Genomic DNA, 15496 nt, shown 5'->3' with positions numbered 1-15496 from the left:
GGCTTGTCATGCGGCGCTATTACTTCGGCAGCGTATAGGCGATGACATAATCGCCGGGCTTGGTATTGATCGAGCCATGCCCACCGGCGACGATAACGACATATTGCTTCCCATCAGCCAGCGCATAGGACATTGGTGTCGACTGGCCACCGGCGGGAAGACGCCCTTCCCATAGCTGCTTGCCGCTGGTCACGTCATAGGCGCGCAGGTAATTATCCACAGAAGCGCCAAGGAATGCCACGCCGCCAGCCGTAATGATCGGGCCGCCAAGGCCGGGCACGCCAACCTTGAATGGCAGTGGCAGCGGCGAGGAATCATAGACCGTGCCATTGCGATGCTTCCAGGCGATCTTGCCCGTGCGTAAATCCGCACCGGCCACATAGCCCCAGGGCGGTGTCTGGCAAGGCAGACCAAGCGGCGAGACAAACGGCCCCATCACCACCGCATAGGGCGCGCCCTCATTGCGGTTGAGGCCCTGCTCACTGCCCTTCGTGCCAACACCGGGTGCAGGCACGTCGGCACGTGGCACCAGCCGCGAGGTAAAGGCGAGATAGGTCGGCATCCCGAACATGATCTGCCGCTCGGGATCAACGGCAACGCCGCCCCAGTTGAACACGCCGAAATTGCCGGGATAGATCAGCGAGCCCTGCAATGACGGCGGCGTATACCGGCCCTCATAACGCAGCTTGAGGAAGTTGATGCGGCAGGCAAGCTGATCGAACATGCTGACGCCCCACATATCCTTGCCCTGCAAGGGTTGCGGCATGAATGTCAGGCCCGAAACCGGCTGTGTCGGCGATGTATGATCGCCCTCGATAGCACCGCCCGGTGCAGGCACCTCCTCGACAGGAATGATCGGCTCGCCCGAACGCCGGTCGAGCACATAGAGATCACCCTGTTTTGTCGGACCGACCAGCGCCGGGACCGTGCCGGTTGCCGTATTCACATCGACAAGACTTGGCTGCGAGGGCACATCCATGTCCCACAGATCATGATGCACAGTCTGGCGCACCCAACGCAGTTGGCCGGTGTTCAAATCAAGCGCCACGATGGACGAGGAGAATTTCTCCACATTGGCCGAACGCCCTGCCCCAAGCTGATCAGGCGTCTGGTTGCCCAGCGGCACATAGAGCAATCCGAGCTTTTCTTCGGCGCTGGAAATCGACCAGCTATTGGGGGAATTGGCCGTATATTTCTGCCCTTCCGGCAGTGGCGTCGTCACATCAGGATTACCGGAATCCCAGTTCCACACCAGCGCACCCGTGTTGATATCGAAGGCGCGAATAACACCTGACTGTTCGTGTATGGAATAATTGTCGTTGACCGCACCGCCGACAATGATTTTGCCCGCGGCAATAACCGGCGGCGAGGTGGAATAGTAATAACCGGCTGGATTATAGGGCATGCCGGTTTCAAGATGAACGGTGCCCTTGTCGCCAAAAGCCGGACAAACCTGACCATTGGCCGCATCAAGCGCAATCAGCCGCGCATCGGCGGTTGGCATATAAACCCGCTCTGCACAGGGCTGACCGGCGGCGACGCTCGCATCCGCATAATAGGAGACACCGCGGCAGGTCTGATGCTGCCGGTCATTATTGTCCTTCACCTGCGGATCAAAACGCCATTTTTCCTTGCCGCTCGCCGCATCCAGCGCAATGACAAAATTGTGCGGCGTGCAGATATAAAGCGTATCGCGCACTTTGAGCGGCGTGACCTGATAGGTCGTCTCAGGCACATCAGTCGAACGGCGCACATCGCCGGTCTGATAGGTCCATGCGACCTGCAGATTGGCGACATTATCAGGCGTAATCTGCTTCAGCGGCGAATAGCGCTGGCCGTAAAGGCTGCGGCCATAATAATGCCAGTCGTCATTGGGCACACCGCCAAGATCCGGCGTTGTAACGACTGCCTCCTTGCTGAGCTGGCCCGCGAGATCAAGCGGGTCCTGCGTCATGGAATAACCGGCAACCCCAAGCGCCACCAGAACCGTCACAAACAGCGCAGCACTTCCGGCTGCCGAACTTTCACCACCTGCCCGCACAAGTTTGCCGCGCACCCATGGCGTCAGCAACCAGAGCGCGAGGAGAATGATCACACCGCCGCGCGGTGCAAGCTGCCACCAGTCAAACCCGATTTCCCAGATTGCCCAGCCAAGCGTGCCGATCACCAGCACCGCATAAACGAGCAATGCGGAGGGCCGCCTTCGGAACAGCAGAATGGAGGTGAGAAGAAAGGCAAGAGCCGCGATGATGTAATACCAGCTGCCGCCAAGAGCGGCGAGCCAGACACCGCCCACACCAAGGGCAGCCGCAATAATGAGAAAAAGGAGAGCCGTCAGAGTGATTGCCATGGTAGGGGTCCTTTCCAAGCTCAATCAAGATCGAATGGTCCTGACATGAGGCTGCGAACGGGCCATCGGCTGCCAGATTCCTCTTATGACTAAGGCGTATGCCTTAATTCAAACCGGTGCAATATCGATGATTGAATTTTTCAATCGCAAGTTTCAGGGGAAACAATCAGGTAAATGCTGTATGTTCTTGCTTTGTATCGCATTGACCTAGTTTTTTGGTGCCGAATCACTACATTGGAGACAAATGTCCGGATTGCCAGACGATATTCCGTTTTTCGACGAACCTGATGCGCCTCGCCAGCCCCAGGGCATAGCTGCACGCGCCATGCAGGCGCGCGGCGCACCGCCTTACCTCAATGGCCTCAACCCGGAACAACGTCTTGCGGTTGAAACCACCGAAGGTCCGGTACTGGTTCTGGCCGGTGCAGGCACGGGCAAGACGCGGGTCCTCACCTCACGCATCGCCCATATCCTGTCGCTCGGCAAAGCCTATCCCAGCCAGATCCTTGCAGTGACCTTCACCAACAAGGCGGCACGCGAGATGAAGGAGCGCATTGGCGTTCTCGTCGGCGGTGCCGTGGAAGGCATGCCGTGGCTCGGCACGTTCCACTCCATCGGCGTCAAGCTGCTCCGCCGTCATGCGGAACTGGTCGGGCTGCGCTCGGATTTTACCATTCTCGACACGGATGATGTCATCCGCCTGATCAAGCAGATCATTCAGGCTGAAGGGCTCGATGACAAGCGCTGGCCCGCCAAGCAGTTCGCGCTGATGATAGACGGCTGGAAGAACAAGGGCCTTGGCCCCACGGAAATCCCTGAAGGCGATGCCCGCGCCTTTGCCAATGGCAAGGGCCGCGAGCTTTACACCGCCTATCAGAACCGCCTGAAAACCCTCAACGCCTGCGATTTCGGTGATCTGCTTTGCCATCCCATCCGCATGTTCCGCGCCTATCCCGATGTGCTGAAGGAATATCACGCCAAATTCCGCTATATTCTGGTGGACGAGTATCAGGACACCAACACTGCGCAATATATGTGGCTGCGCCTGATTTCGCAGGGTTCAAAGAATGTCTGCTGCGTTGGTGATGACGATCAATCAATCTATGGCTGGCGCGGTGCAGAGGTTGACAATATCCTGCGCTTTGAGAAAGATTTTCCCGGCGCTGTCGTGATCCGTCTGGAGCGCAACTATCGCTCGACGGCGCATATTCTCGGCGCAGCCTCGTTCCTGATTTCCCACAATGAGGGCCGCCTCGGCAAAACCCTGTTCACCGATGCGCCCAATGCCGAAGACGCCAAGGTCAATGTCCACGCCGCATGGGATTCCGAAGAGGAAGCCCGCGCTGTCGGCGAGGAAATCGAGCAGGCGCAGCGCAAGGGCCACACGCTCAACAATATGGCCATCCTTGTGCGCGCCTCCTTCCAGATGCGCGAGTTCGAAGACCGTTTCGTTACTCTTGGGCTGAATTACCGCGTTGTTGGCGGCCCGCGTTTCTATGAACGGCTCGAAATCCGCGATGCCCTCGCCTATTTCCGCGTTGTCGCGCAAGGGTCCGACGATCTGGCGCTGGAGCGTATCGTCAACACACCCAAACGCGGTCTGGGTGAAGCGGCGATCCGGCAGGTGCATGATTATGCCCGTGCCCGCGATATTGGCATGCTGGATGCCGCTGCCGATCTGGTGCAGACGGAAGAGCTGAAACCCAAACCCCGCTCCGCCCTGCGCGAAGTGGTGGAGAATTTCCACCGCTGGCAATCACTGATTGATTCTACACCGCACACCCAACTCGCCGAAATGATCCTCGATGAGTCCGGCTATACCGCCATGTGGCAGGCGGATCGTTCGGCGGAAGCGCCGGGGCGGTTGGAAAACCTGAAAGAACTCATCCGCTCCATGGAGGAGTACGAATCCCTGCGTTCCTTCCTCGAGCATGTGGCGCTGGTCATGGATGCCGAGCAGAACGAAAATCTCGATGCCGTCAACATCATGACGCTGCATTCGGCCAAGGGGCTTGAGTTTGAAACCGTGTTCCTGCCCGGCTGGGAGGAAGGTCTGTTCCCGCATCAGCGTGCGCTGGATGAGGGCGGGCGCTCCGGCCTTGAGGAAGAGCGGCGCCTTGCCTATGTCGGCGTGACGCGCGCCAAGAAAAACCTGCATATCTGGTTTGTCTCCAACCGGCGTATTCACGGCCTGTGGCAATCGACAATCCCGTCGCGTTTCCTCGAAGAATTGCCCGAAGCGCATGTCGAAGTTGTTGCGACTGGAAATTCCTATGGCGGTTACGGCTCCGGCGGCGGCTATGGCCAGTCACGCTTTGACCGGGCCGATCCGTTTGAAAACACCTATTCCACCCCCGGCTGGCAGCGCGCCCAGCAGAACCGCTCCGATGCCACGCGCAACAACTGGGGCTCGCGCTCCGGCTCAAAGGTCGAGCGCATCGGCTATGGCGAAACGGATTCCGGCCACGGCGCCGGACGCGGCTCGGTCAAAGGCCGCATGATCGACGGCGAACTGGTGGCCAAATCCGTCAGCGAAACCCCATCAAATTTCGATGTCGGCGACCGGGTTTTCCACATCAAGTTCGGCAACGGCAATGTGTCATCAATCGAAGGCAACAAACTGACCATCGATTTTGACAAGGCCGGGCAAAAACGCGTGCTGGATAGTTTTGTAAAGCAGATTTGAAGCACTGCGGTTGCCACGAAACGGTGCGTGGTTCGCCCTTCGACAGGCTCAGGAGGCTCACCATGAGGGAGAGTGGTGGGTTGCAGGGGGCCAAGTTCTGTAATCGATGCAATCTCGAATGTTGGTGATCTCCAATGTTGGCGATTAGCTTTGCAACCCTCCCTCTCCCTCATCCTGAGCTTGTCGAAGGGCGCGACCATGCTACTGCAACCACCCATTTTCAAAAAAAATACACCAACTTATCCAACACCATCCAGCCTCGCTTATTCTGATGGTGTCCTTTCCGGCGGGAATGCTCCGGAAACCTTCTGAAGTCAGGAAAGGATCGGTGATTTCACCTGCGGGGAAAACCCAGCCGCAGGTGAAAGGTTTTATCTCACAAGGGTAAAACCAGTCATCGGGACGGGTGATCCGGTTATTTTCTTGGCAAAACAGGAAAATCTCCGGGGAACGCACTGATTACACTACCAATACCAAGACTTCCGCGTTCCCCTTTGGATCGCCCGTCTTTCCCACCTTTAAATAGCCAGACGCAAAAGCGGGCGTGGTAAAGAGGGGAATTTGCAAAACCGTTGTTGCGCCCTTCGACAAGCTCAGGATGAGGGGGTGGTTTGGTTGCAAAACTAATCTTCACCATTGCAGAACTTCACTCCCCCGCAACCCACCCCACCGCAATCTACCCCACCCGCAACCTACCCCACCGTCATCCTCAGTCCTCGGGTTAAACCCGAGGACTGAGGATGACGGTGGGGGGCAATGGGGTGGGTTGCGGGGGAGTCAAGTTCTGCAACCTTTGCGATTCGCGTTGCATCCATCTCCCTCATGGTTGTTATGTCGAACCACGACGCACGCACACCCCCTCTTACTCCGGCTTGCCCTTCGCCCAGGTCACGTTCCCGGCAAACAGTGGAATGGTTGAGATCGAGGTTTTGGCGGAGCCGTCCTGCACCTGGCTGGCATGGGCGAGATAAACAAGCGAATTGTTCGGCTTGTCATAGATGCGGGTGATGTTCAGCTTCTTCCAGATCAGGCTGGTGCGTTCGGAAAAAACCCGCTCGCCGCCTTCGCCAAGCTTGATATCGCCAATCACAATCGGCCCAGTCTGCTGGCAGGAAATCGATGCGTTGGACGGGTCCTCGAACCAGTTGCCCTTCTGCAGCCGGTCGATCATGCCGCGCGAGAATGATGCGAGATGACAGGTCACACCCTGGATTTTCGGATCGACAACCGCATCAATGACAATGTCATTGCCCAGCCAGTCAACACCGACCTTGCCGACCTCCTCCGCCTGAACAGGCAGGATGGTAGCGCCCAGAAGGGCCAAAGCAGCAAGCATACGCTTCATCGAAATTCTCCTGAAATTATTAGAAGTTCGAGACACAGTTGGACACTGGCTCATGGAATTTCAAGCAGAACGGCCCGGCGCTTCTATCGTTCCCACTTTGCAAGAAAATCTTCGATGCTGAGCGACTGGATATCCGGAATGGCATCAAAAATCGCCTCAGTGGGCCAATCCCACCACGCCAGCGCGATGAGACGCTCGGCAATCTCAGCGGGAAAACGCGGGCGGATCACCCGTGCCGCATTACCGGCAACGATCATATAGGGCGCAACATTCTTGGTCACGACAGCATTGGCGCCAATCACCGCACCATGGCCAATGCTGATGCCGGGCATGATCACTGCTCCATGGCCAATCCATACATCATTGCCGATACTGACGCGCTTTGCCTGCCGGCGTGCCCGAAATTCAAAATCGAGGCCACGATAGCGGAAAAACTCGTTTGGCCGATAGCTGACCTTGTGGGTGGTCAGCCGCTCCATCGGATGCTCAAGCGCATTGATGCGCACATTGGAGGCAATGGAACAGAAGCGGCCAATATCCGCGTAAATGCCTTCGCTATGGCGTTCAATATAGGAAAAATCCCCCATGGTGACATCGCGCAAGATCACCCGCTCATTCACCTCGGCAAACCGGCCAAGCTTGACGCCCTTCAGCTGTGCCGTCGGATGGATACGCGGCTCGGGATTCTGGAAACGCAGGTCGTCAGGGTCAGCCATCATGTTTTCTCAAATAAGTGTGCGCCAATCCTTTTGCATAAATGCGGGTGAAATCCTATAATCGAACCATGAAATCATCATATTCCATCAGCCCATCGCAAATGGCGCTCTATGCAACGCTGGCGCTCATTGCCGCCACCGCAACGGGCATTACCTTTGCCGCATGGTTCAACCATGGTGATACGATCTTCCTGTCGCTGATTCAGGCTGGTCTTTCGTGGTGCATGTAAAAGCGTCAGGACAGCTGGAAGCGTCTGGACAGCTTGCAGCGTCAGGACAGCCGTTAAAGGAAATTCCCCTATGAACAGACGCTTTATGCCGGTGCTTGTCATCGCAATCATCGCCCTTGCCGCAGTTGCCGGATGGACCACCTTCCAGTCCTATCGCCAGCAATCGGGTTCGGCCAATTCAGGGCCGTTTGGCGTGCCTTTTCAGCTTGTGAACATGAATGGCCAGCCAATCACCGAAGCTGCTTTCCGGCAAAAACCATCGGCGGTTTTCTTCGGCTTCACCCACTGCCCGGAGATTTGCCCGACCACCCTGTTTGAACTCGATGCATGGTTGAAGCAGTTGGGGCCAGAGGGCCAGAACATCAACGCCTATTTCGTTACTGTTGATCCGGATCGCGATACGGCTGATGTCATGAAATCCTATGTCGGCAATGTATCCGACCGCATTGTCGGCATCACGGGCGATCCGGTCAAAATGGCAGCGATGCTGAAAGGCTATGCCGTTTATGCGCGCAAGGTGCCGACTGAGGGTAATGACTACACGATGGACCACACCGCCTCGGTGTTTCTTCTGGATAGCAAGGGCGGTTTCTTCGGCACCATTGCCTATGGCGAAAATCCTGATACGGCTGTGGCAAAGCTGAAACGGCTGGCAAAGAGTTGATGCAGGTTCGTGATCCGTGGTTCGACAAGCTCACCATGAGGGAGAGTGTGGATGCAACGATAATCGTCAACGTTGCGAAAACTGGACCTAATCATCAATGTGTCAGAATAATCGTCTCAGAATAATCACCAATGTCCCAGAATATAGCTCCCCTTCATCACCCCTCTCCCTCATGGTGAGCTTGTCGAACCACGAACCACGAACCACACAATTCTGATACAACCAACCACACAAACACCACCCCAACTTCCGAAAGTACACGACTTGATGACCCAGACCCGCCTGTTCCTCACCGCTGGCAAGATTGAAGCCGACCGGGTGTTTGATCTGTTGCAGCTTGCTTTTGAAGAGGACGGCCTGCCGATCTCCACATTCGAGGTGGACGAGGATGCGGAAATCTTCGATGTCTCGGTCTATACGTTCGAACCGGATGAAATCGAGCCGCGCATCCGCGATATTCTTGGCGCCAATGCCTTTAGCCTTGAGGTCAAACGTGAACAGGTGCCCGACATTGACTGGGTAGCCCATTCGCTGGAAGGGCTTTCCCCCGTGCGTGCTGGCCGCTTTTTCGTGCATGGCTCCCATGATCGCGACAAGCGCCGCGTCAATGATCTGGGTATCGAGATCGATGCCGGGCTTGCCTTCGGCACCGGGCATCATGGCACCACCTCCGGCTGCCTCGACATGATCGGCGAAGTCATCCGCCGCGAGCATCCGCGCAATGCGCTGGATCTGGGCACAGGCAGCGCGGTGCTGGCCATCGGCATTGCCAAACTTGCGCCCATCCCGGTTCTGGCAACCGATATCGATCCGGTAGCGGTGGCGGTGGCGCAGGATAATGTGGTGAAGAACGGTGTGGCAGCGCGCGTGCAGACCGAAACAGCAACAGGTTTTCATCACCCTGCCCTGCGCTTTGCCGCGCCATTCGATCTGATTGTCGCCAATATTCTGGCACGTCCGCTGATGCAGCTGGCACCTGAAATGCGCAAGCATCTGGCCTGGGGTGGATCGCTCATTCTGTCGGGAATTCTGGAAACCCAGCGCGACAAGGTGCTGGCGGCCTATCGCATTCAGGGGCTTTTTCATCAGAAAACCCTGCGGCGCGAAGGCTGGGTCACTCTGCACCTCAAGGCAAAATCGACCTACTGAATCGGAAAAGGGCAGCTTCGGGCTGCCCTTTATTTATACGAAGTAGACAATGTGCTTGGTTCTTTCGCGCTTGCCGTCAACAGTGCGGACAACATACCGCTCTATCTGCGACGTGCGGTAAGCGATCAGATTTTCGAGCGCTGTCTTGAAAAACCCGCGGACCTTCTGTGCCATCTTGAATCTCCATGATTGGCAGTCGATCCTCCCGTTGCACCGATATAGCTTACTCTCCCCTGTTCCAGCCATCCGCGTTGCTGCATGACAGCCATGCTTTTGTGCATGTGCGAAGTCATAATTGTGCAATGCACACATGAATCACCTCTGTAAAAGTGGCGTTCTCCATTGCCTCGGAGTTGGTGGAAAGATAGGTTCCATCACCCACCAACAGAGGTTTGCATCACTATGTTCCAGTCGTTTGAGGTCGTCAGCAATCCGGCCACCGGCGCTCCGCGCGTCGCCAAGCTGCGCGCCGAACTCGAAACCCTTGGCCTTGACGGTTTTCTCGTTCCCCGCGCCGATGAGCATCAGGGAGAATATGTCCCGCCGCGCGCCCAGCGTCTGGCCTGGCTGACAGGATTCACCGGTTCCGCCGGTGTTGTCCTCGTTCTGAAGAACAAGGCGCATCTGTTTGTCGATGGCCGCTACACGCTGCAGGCCGCCGAGCAGACCGATCCTGCCGTCTTCACCGTGGAAAGCCTTGTCGAAACCCCGCCGCCGGTCTGGCTGCGCAACAGCGGCCGCAAGCTCACCATCGGCTTTGATCCATGGTTGCACACCATCGCCGAAACCAAGGCACTGCGCGAAGCGCTTGAGGCCAATGGCGGCACGCTCACTGCCGTGAAGGACAATCTGGTTGATCTCGTGTGGGAGGATCAGCCCGCCCCGCCGCTGGAAGCTGTCTCGATCCAGCCGGAAAAATATGCCGGTAAGCTTGCCAGCGACAAGCTGAAAGAACTGGCCGAAGCGGTGGAAAAAGCCAAGGCCGATGCAACCGTGCTGACCGACCCTTCCTCCATTGCATGGGCCTTCAATATTCGTGGCAATGACGTCAGCAATACGCCATTGCCGCTTGCCTTTGCCATCATCCCCGTCTCAGGCGAGCCGCTGCTCTTCATCGACAAGCGCAAACTGCCGATCGAGACAGAAGCCTATCTTACCCAGCTTGCAACCCTGCGCCCGCCATCAGCTCTCGAAGGTGATGTGGCATCCATTGGCGCACAGGGAAAAACCCTGATGCTTGATCCGGCATTGGCAGCCGAAAAGCTGCGGCTGGTGGTCGAACATGCCGGTGGCACAATCGTTGAAGGGACCGACCCGGCCCGCCTGCCCCGCGCCCTGAAAAACCCGACCGAACTTGCGGGCGCACGCAAATCCCATGAGCGTGACGGCATTGCCATGGTGTCCTTCCTCGCATGGATCGATGCACAGGCACCCGGCACGATTGATGAAATCGACGCCGCCAAAAAGCTGGAAGAAACCCGCCGCAGCGTGGCCGAAGGTTTCCAGATGCCGCTGGAAAACCTCTCTTTCGACAGCATTTCCGGTGCAGGTCCCAATGGTGCTTTCGCCCACTACCGCGTCAACACCCAGTCCAACCGCAAGCTGCAGGAGGGCGAACTTTATCTCATCGACAGCGGCGGCCAATACCGGGACGGCACGACGGATATCACCCGTACCCTGCCCGTGGGCAAGCCAACGGAGGATATGAAGCGCAAGTTCACATTGGTGCTCAAAGGCGTGATCGCCATCACCACTGCGCGCTTTCCCAAGGGCACGCGCGGCATGGACATTGATGTGCTCGCCCGTATTGCATTGTGGAAGCAGGGCTACGACTACGGCCATGGCACCGGCCACGGCGTCGGGTCATTCCTGTCAGTTCATGAAGGTCCGCAGAGCATTTCCAAGCGCGGCATGCATGAACTGTTGCCCGGTATGATCCTGTCCAATGAACCGGGCTACTACAAGCCCGGCGGCTACGGCATCCGCACGGAAAACCTGCTCATCGTCACGGAACTCGAAGTGCCCGAGGGCGGCGACCTGCCGATGATGGGTTTTGAGACGATCACGCTCTGCCCCATCGACAAGCGCCTTATCGACACAAGCCTGCTGATCCGGGAAGAGCTTGTCTGGCTCGATGCCTATCATGCACAGGTGCGCGAGGCATTGCTGCCGCATACCAGCGCTGGCGACAGGGAATGGCTGATCAAGGCAACCGAGCCGTTCGGACAGCAGTAAACAATCAGATCGGAAGCTGGCGCAGCAGGATAATCATCGCTGCGCCGGCGAGAAACATTGTCAGTGCGTTGAAACGCAGGGACACGAGCCCGGCAAAAACCAGCGCGACAATGCCGCGCCAATCCGCTGTTGCGATAGCGGGTGCCACCAGCGTGGTCAAAACCGCTGCGGGCACGGCATTGAGCGCCACTTCAACCCGCGGATGCACATGGTCAAAGCGCGACAGCACGAGATGACCGCCGATACGGGTGAGGAACGTCAGTACGGCACCGGCGAGGATGATCCAGAAGATCGTCGACATCTCAATTCTCCCCTTCAGCTTTACCGGGTTTGGCCACGATCACAGCGGTCAGAATACCGGCGAGCGCGCCGATACTGACATGCCAGGGCGAACCGATGGTTTTGGCCGCAACAATTGACGCAATACCACTGGCAATCACGATGGGTGCCCAGTTGGAGCGCTTGCGGAAACCCATGACCAGTCCAAGGAAATAGATCGGCAGCAACATATCGATGCCGAGCGCATGCGGGTCCTTGATCAGATTACCGAAAAGTCCGCCAATCCAGGCTTCCACCACCCACATCACATAGATCGGGGTGGCAACACCGAGATACCATGCAAAGGTGACAGGAACACCTGATTCCGCCCGCTTTTCTGTCTCCGCATATTGCGGATCGGTCAGCAGGAAGTAACTCAGAAAGCTCTGAACAATGGTGAAATGGCCGATGCGGCGACCCACGGCTGCCGAATAAAGCACATGGCGGAAATTGACCGCAAAAATGGAAAAGACGATCAGCCACGCCGGAATATTGTGGCCGAAAAGTTCGATGCCAACCATCTGGCTTGCGCCGCCAAAAATCGCCGCACTCATCAGCACCGCTTCGAACACGGTAAAACCATTGTCGATGGCAAGGGCACCAAACAACAGGCCAAAGGGTGCCGAGGCAATCATCACGGGGATGCCGCGCCGGAAGCCTTGCCAGAATTCCAGGCCAAAGCCTGATTGCCGCGCAGTGGCGGTGTCGTCTTGATATATTTGTTCGCTCATGCGGGTGGTCTACGGCAGGTTTGGCGGCCTGTCACGTGAGAATTCTTGATCGCTATCATCAATGTTGCTGCAATGTCAGGTGCTTGTCAGGAGCCCAGTGCCAAGCGTAGGTTCCCTTCCAAGTCATACCGGGAGGAGACGCATGGCACATATCATCAACCGCGAGGATTGGGCTGAACACCCTGAACTGTGGAAGGGCGAATTTACTGGAAAGCCCTATGGCACCAATGTTTCGGTGATTTTTTACAGCACGCACAAGATCGGCGGCGGACCTAACCTGCATACCCACCCCTATGCGGAAACTTTCATCATCCGCAGCGGTAATGCCCGCTTTACCGTCGGCGATCAGGTGATCGACGCCCATGCGGGACAGGTCGTCATCGCCCCGGCAAACACGCCGCACAAGTTCAAAAATCTCGGCCCCGATCTTCTGGAGACCATCGATATCCACGCCAATGAGGTATTCATCACCCAATGGCTTGAATAGACGACAAGAAAAAGCCACCGGGCGAGGTCGGCACCCAGTGGCAGTAGACCAGCAGAAATTCGGCTAAAATTTCTGGGTCAGGGAAACGCGGAAACTGCGGCCGACTTCGGAATAACGGTCACGTAGACTTGCCGAAACTCCATCCGGCACGTCGACTGCATTCCAGTATTTCTTATCGAACACATTGAAGACACCTGCTTGGATCTTCATACCCTTGGCAAATTTCGGTTCCCAATAGGCTGTCGTGTCTACAATGCCGTAGCCTGGAGCCACGAAGCCTCTCGCTGTACTTGATCCACTCACCTTGTCGCGAGCAGCAGCCATGGTCAAAGAGACATCGGCACCCCAACTTTCAGCAGTATAACCCAGACCAACAATCGCCCGGACGGCTGGAACAGAATTCAAATAATCATCCGTTTCAGTATTCTTGCCTTGCGACCATGCAACCGATGCCCAAGTGCGCCAATGGTCAGCAAAGTTCACATGCCCGCGCATCTCAGCGCCGTATATCTGTACGCGATTAAGGTTTTGATAGCCGGTGATGCCAGCGATGGGGTACTCTCCACCCGGGGCTGCTATCATCACAGTGTCGATAAAATTGCGATAATAATTGTTGAACACGCTTGCGCCGAAACCATACTTCTCATTCTCGAATTTCGTACCAATTTCAAAGCCGTTGCTTGTTTCCGCCTTGAGGTCAGGATTGCCAATGCGGGCATAGGAACCAGGAGCACCATAATTCTGGAAAAGCTCCAGAGCTGACGGTGCGCGGAACCCCTGCGCCCATTGAGCGTAAATATCCAAATCAGGTGTAGCGTGCCAAGTGGCCCTCAACTTTGGGGAGAAGCGAGAACCGCTCGCAGAAGAAGGTAGAGTTCCGTTGAAATTTGGCCCCTGCTCATATGTAGCGGTTGATTGAGGCCGATGGTCATACCAATCAAACCGGGCACCCGGCGTCAATGTCACACGGCCGTTCAGGATATCGATATCGTCTTCGGCATAGAGACCAACAGCAAGAGATTCGACATCCGGCATATCAGAACTGTTGGTGTGCAACATCCTGCAGGATTGAGGACCCTGAGGTTGCGGGATTTTTGACCAATCAACATCGGGGCAATTATCCACACCCGCAGAATACTGATGCAGGTCCTGTCGATATATTTCACCACCTATACGAAACTTGTGCATGAGGCTGCCAATCTCAACACTCTTTACAACGTTACCAGTGAAGCCGTAGGCATTCTGCTTCAGTTCGTTGTTCCGCTGATAAACACCGTAGGGATAACCATAGAAAAACGGATCGGTTGCTCTGGGGCGTACAAATCGCAGACCATCTGTGGTTCGGGTCAGGATTTCCTGCTGCCAGTAGGCAATCGCATGGGCTTCATCAAGCCAGCCCGCATTATCCGGAGCAACATAGTCATAGCTTGCTGAAATGCGTTTGCGCTCAATATTGTCACCAGATTTTAATGAGCCCCGCACGTAGCTCGTCGGCGTCGAGCCAATCCGATCATCAATATCAGCGTCACGCTTGGTCCATTCTGCAGTTAGACCAAACCGATGGCCTCCCTCAACGTTCTGGTAAATCTTCGCGAGAATATTACCTTGATTGTAATCGAGAGGGTTGGCCTCAGTGCGGGTTGATCCATAACCGCCCACTTCACCAAAATTATCGAGTTCATGGCCCTTGCGATAACCGCCTTGAACAAGAACCTCTGTATTATTAGCCCTTGCAGCAATGGCGGCATTGGTGCGCCAGCTTCGATCGGAACTGTCATACGTGCCCTTGGTCACAGCGCCGAAGTTGCGTCCGTCTTCCAAGAGATCGCTTGGATCAAGCGTTCTGAGTTGAACAACACCACCCAGAGCACCGGAACCATAGCGGCTTGAATCCGCCCCTTTGGTGATATCGATCGCTGAGAGGCTATCAAAATCAATTCCATTCAGGCCGCCTCTGGCGCTGTCGCGAGGGTCAGTGAGCCATGGCAGGCGAATGCCATCGACCGTTGTCAGAACCCTGTTCTCGTCCAACCCGCGCAAATTGATACTTTTGGTCGTGTTGTTGAAATTCACGCCGGCGTCGACCCGGCGACCAAGGTCTTGAAAATCCTCGACCATACGCTTTTGAATTTCCGGGCGATCTGTCGAAGTCGTCAGCGGTGTTGCTTCCGTGTTCTTCTTTGCCTTGGCAGTTTTCAGAACAATCGGCGCAAGCTCGATCGCCTCGCCCGTTTGCGGTGCAGTTTGCGCCAGCGCTGCGCCCGTACCCAACCCCACAATCAACAAAGTACCGGCGCTACCGCACATCAGGCGCGCAAGCAGATTCCGTGTCATAGCCATATCCAACAAATCCCCGAGAGAGAGTGCTTGGCTGGCTTAACGTTGAGCGCAATAACCGCGCCGTGTTTATGGCTTGCTGAGCTGAATTTATCTGCGTGTATTCACGCTGTACATTTGTTCACTACAAAAACATGACCATAAAAGTCAACATTAATAAGCTGAATAATCCGCTGATAATTTATTGCCTGAACGGGTGTTGCTACGACAACACAATTTGGCCTCAATCACCCAAACTCTTGGTGTTT

Annotated in this window: 13 protein-coding genes; 6 read left to right on the top strand and 7 right to left on the bottom strand. The window is 56.1% G+C overall.

Features of this window, described 5'->3' with window-relative positions; all coding sequences use genetic code 11:
• Window positions 1-19: 19 nt before the first annotated feature.
• Window positions 20-2350 (bottom strand): glucose/quinate/shikimate family membrane-bound PQQ-dependent dehydrogenase, encoded by a 2331-nt coding sequence (locus FHW17_RS08265; RefSeq protein WP_182509585.1) that lies wholly within the window; start codon window positions 2348-2350, stop codon window positions 20-22.
• A 244-nt stretch (window positions 2351-2594) separates the two neighbouring features.
• Between FHW17_RS08265 and FHW17_RS08260 the strand changes: the two genes are divergently transcribed.
• A complete protein-coding gene (locus FHW17_RS08260; RefSeq protein ID WP_112530513.1) occupies window positions 2595-5036 on the top strand; it encodes a UvrD-helicase domain-containing protein in 2442 nt (813 codons plus the stop codon).
• A gap of 862 nt (window positions 5037-5898) precedes the next feature.
• Here FHW17_RS08260 and FHW17_RS08255 read toward each other — a convergent pair.
• A complete protein-coding gene (locus FHW17_RS08255; RefSeq protein ID WP_112529976.1) occupies window positions 5899-6381 on the bottom strand; it encodes a CreA family protein in 483 nt (160 codons plus the stop codon).
• A gap of 83 nt (window positions 6382-6464) precedes the next feature.
• On the bottom strand, window positions 6465-7097 hold the full coding sequence (locus FHW17_RS08250; RefSeq protein WP_112529996.1) for a DapH/DapD/GlmU-related protein: 633 nt from the start codon (window positions 7095-7097) through the stop codon (window positions 6465-6467).
• Window positions 7098-7165: 68 nt separating this feature from the next.
• Here FHW17_RS08250 and FHW17_RS08245 point away from each other — a divergent pair, with 68 nt between their 5' ends.
• The 3 genes from FHW17_RS08245 (at window position 7166) to FHW17_RS08235 (ending at window position 9140) form a co-directional block, all read left to right on the top strand.
• Entirely contained in the window at window positions 7166-7327 is a 162-nt protein-coding gene (locus tag FHW17_RS08245; RefSeq protein ID WP_175540508.1) for a hypothetical protein, read from the top strand.
• Between the two features lie 70 nt (window positions 7328-7397).
• Entirely contained in the window at window positions 7398-7991 is a 594-nt protein-coding gene (locus tag FHW17_RS08240) for an SCO family protein (RefSeq protein ID WP_112529978.1), read from the top strand.
• Between the two features lie 267 nt (window positions 7992-8258).
• Complete coding sequence (locus tag FHW17_RS08235; protein ID WP_112529980.1) at window positions 8259-9140, top strand: 50S ribosomal protein L11 methyltransferase; 882 nt, start codon at window positions 8259-8261, stop codon at window positions 9138-9140.
• 33 nt (window positions 9141-9173) lie between these two features.
• On the opposite strand, the gene FHW17_RS08230 is transcribed toward FHW17_RS08235, so the two are convergent.
• Window positions 9174-9314, bottom strand: a complete 141-nt coding sequence (locus tag FHW17_RS08230; RefSeq protein ID WP_162700438.1) for a hypothetical protein — start codon at window positions 9312-9314, stop codon at window positions 9174-9176.
• A gap of 228 nt (window positions 9315-9542) precedes the next feature.
• On the opposite strand from FHW17_RS08230, the gene FHW17_RS08225 reads away from it, so the two are divergent.
• Window positions 9543-11375, top strand: coding sequence for an aminopeptidase P family protein (locus FHW17_RS08225; protein WP_182509584.1), 1833 nt, complete (start codon window positions 9543-9545; stop codon window positions 11373-11375).
• A 4-nt stretch (window positions 11376-11379) separates the two neighbouring features.
• Here FHW17_RS08225 and FHW17_RS08220 read toward each other — a convergent pair whose 3' ends face one another.
• Together FHW17_RS08220 and FHW17_RS08215 are read right to left on the bottom strand one after the other, a co-directional pair.
• Window positions 11380-11676, bottom strand: coding sequence for an AzlD domain-containing protein (locus FHW17_RS08220; protein WP_091877822.1), 297 nt, complete (start codon window positions 11674-11676; stop codon window positions 11380-11382).
• A gap of 1 nt (window position 11677) precedes the next feature.
• Entirely contained in the window at window positions 11678-12424 is a 747-nt protein-coding gene (locus tag FHW17_RS08215; protein ID WP_113096348.1) for an AzlC family ABC transporter permease, read from the bottom strand.
• A 142-nt stretch (window positions 12425-12566) separates the two neighbouring features.
• On the opposite strand from FHW17_RS08215, the gene FHW17_RS08210 reads away from it, so the two are divergent.
• On the top strand, window positions 12567-12911 hold the full coding sequence (locus tag FHW17_RS08210) for a cupin domain-containing protein (protein ID WP_112529988.1): 345 nt from the start codon (window positions 12567-12569) through the stop codon (window positions 12909-12911).
• 63 nt (window positions 12912-12974) lie between these two features.
• Here FHW17_RS08210 and FHW17_RS08205 read toward each other — a convergent pair whose 3' ends face one another.
• Window positions 12975-15245 (bottom strand): TonB-dependent hemoglobin/transferrin/lactoferrin family receptor, encoded by a 2271-nt coding sequence (locus FHW17_RS08205; protein WP_162700439.1) that lies wholly within the window; start codon window positions 15243-15245, stop codon window positions 12975-12977.
• Between the last annotated feature and the right edge of the window lie 251 nt (window positions 15246-15496).

Origin of the sequence: Phyllobacterium sp. P30BS-XVII (assembly GCF_014138335.1) — a bacterium.
In the GTDB taxonomy this organism is placed as follows: Bacteria; Pseudomonadota; Alphaproteobacteria; order Rhizobiales; family Rhizobiaceae; genus Phyllobacterium; species Phyllobacterium meliloti.
Note: the sequence above shows the minus strand (reverse complement) of the source record. Positions and strands in the feature narration are given on the sequence as shown.

Bases quoted from the DNA above. Each gene is read 5' to 3' on its own strand.
- FHW17_RS08220 (WP_091877822.1), bottom strand. From the start codon at position 11,676: ATGTCGACGATCTTCTGGATCATCCTCGCCGGTGCCGTACTGACGTTC.
- FHW17_RS08230 (WP_162700438.1), bottom strand. From the start codon at position 9,314: ATGGCACAGAAGGTCCGCGGGTTTTTCAAGACAGCGCTCGAAAATCTG.
- FHW17_RS08245 (WP_175540508.1), top strand. From the start codon at position 7,166: ATGAAATCATCATATTCCATCAGCCCATCGCAAATGGCGCTCTATGCA.
- FHW17_RS08225 (WP_182509584.1), top strand. From the start codon at position 9,543: ATGTTCCAGTCGTTTGAGGTCGTCAGCAATCCGGCCACCGGCGCTCCG.
- FHW17_RS08265 (WP_182509585.1), bottom strand. From the start codon at position 2,350: ATGGCAATCACTCTGACGGCTCTCCTTTTTCTCATTATTGCGGCTGCC.
- FHW17_RS08205 (WP_162700439.1), bottom strand. From the start codon at position 15,245: ATGACACGGAATCTGCTTGCGCGCCTGATGTGCGGTAGCGCCGGTACT.
- FHW17_RS08250 (WP_112529996.1), bottom strand. From the start codon at position 7,097: ATGGCTGACCCTGACGACCTGCGTTTCCAGAATCCCGAGCCGCGTATC.
- FHW17_RS08260 (WP_112530513.1), top strand. From the start codon at position 2,595: ATGTCCGGATTGCCAGACGATATTCCGTTTTTCGACGAACCTGATGCG.
- FHW17_RS08210 (WP_112529988.1), top strand. From the start codon at position 12,567: ATGGCACATATCATCAACCGCGAGGATTGGGCTGAACACCCTGAACTG.
- FHW17_RS08255 (WP_112529976.1), bottom strand. From the start codon at position 6,381: ATGAAGCGTATGCTTGCTGCTTTGGCCCTTCTGGGCGCTACCATCCTG.
- FHW17_RS08235 (WP_112529980.1), top strand. From the start codon at position 8,259: ATGACCCAGACCCGCCTGTTCCTCACCGCTGGCAAGATTGAAGCCGAC.
- FHW17_RS08240 (WP_112529978.1), top strand. From the start codon at position 7,398: ATGAACAGACGCTTTATGCCGGTGCTTGTCATCGCAATCATCGCCCTT.
- FHW17_RS08215 (WP_113096348.1), bottom strand. From the start codon at position 12,424: ATGAGCGAACAAATATATCAAGACGACACCGCCACTGCGCGGCAATCA.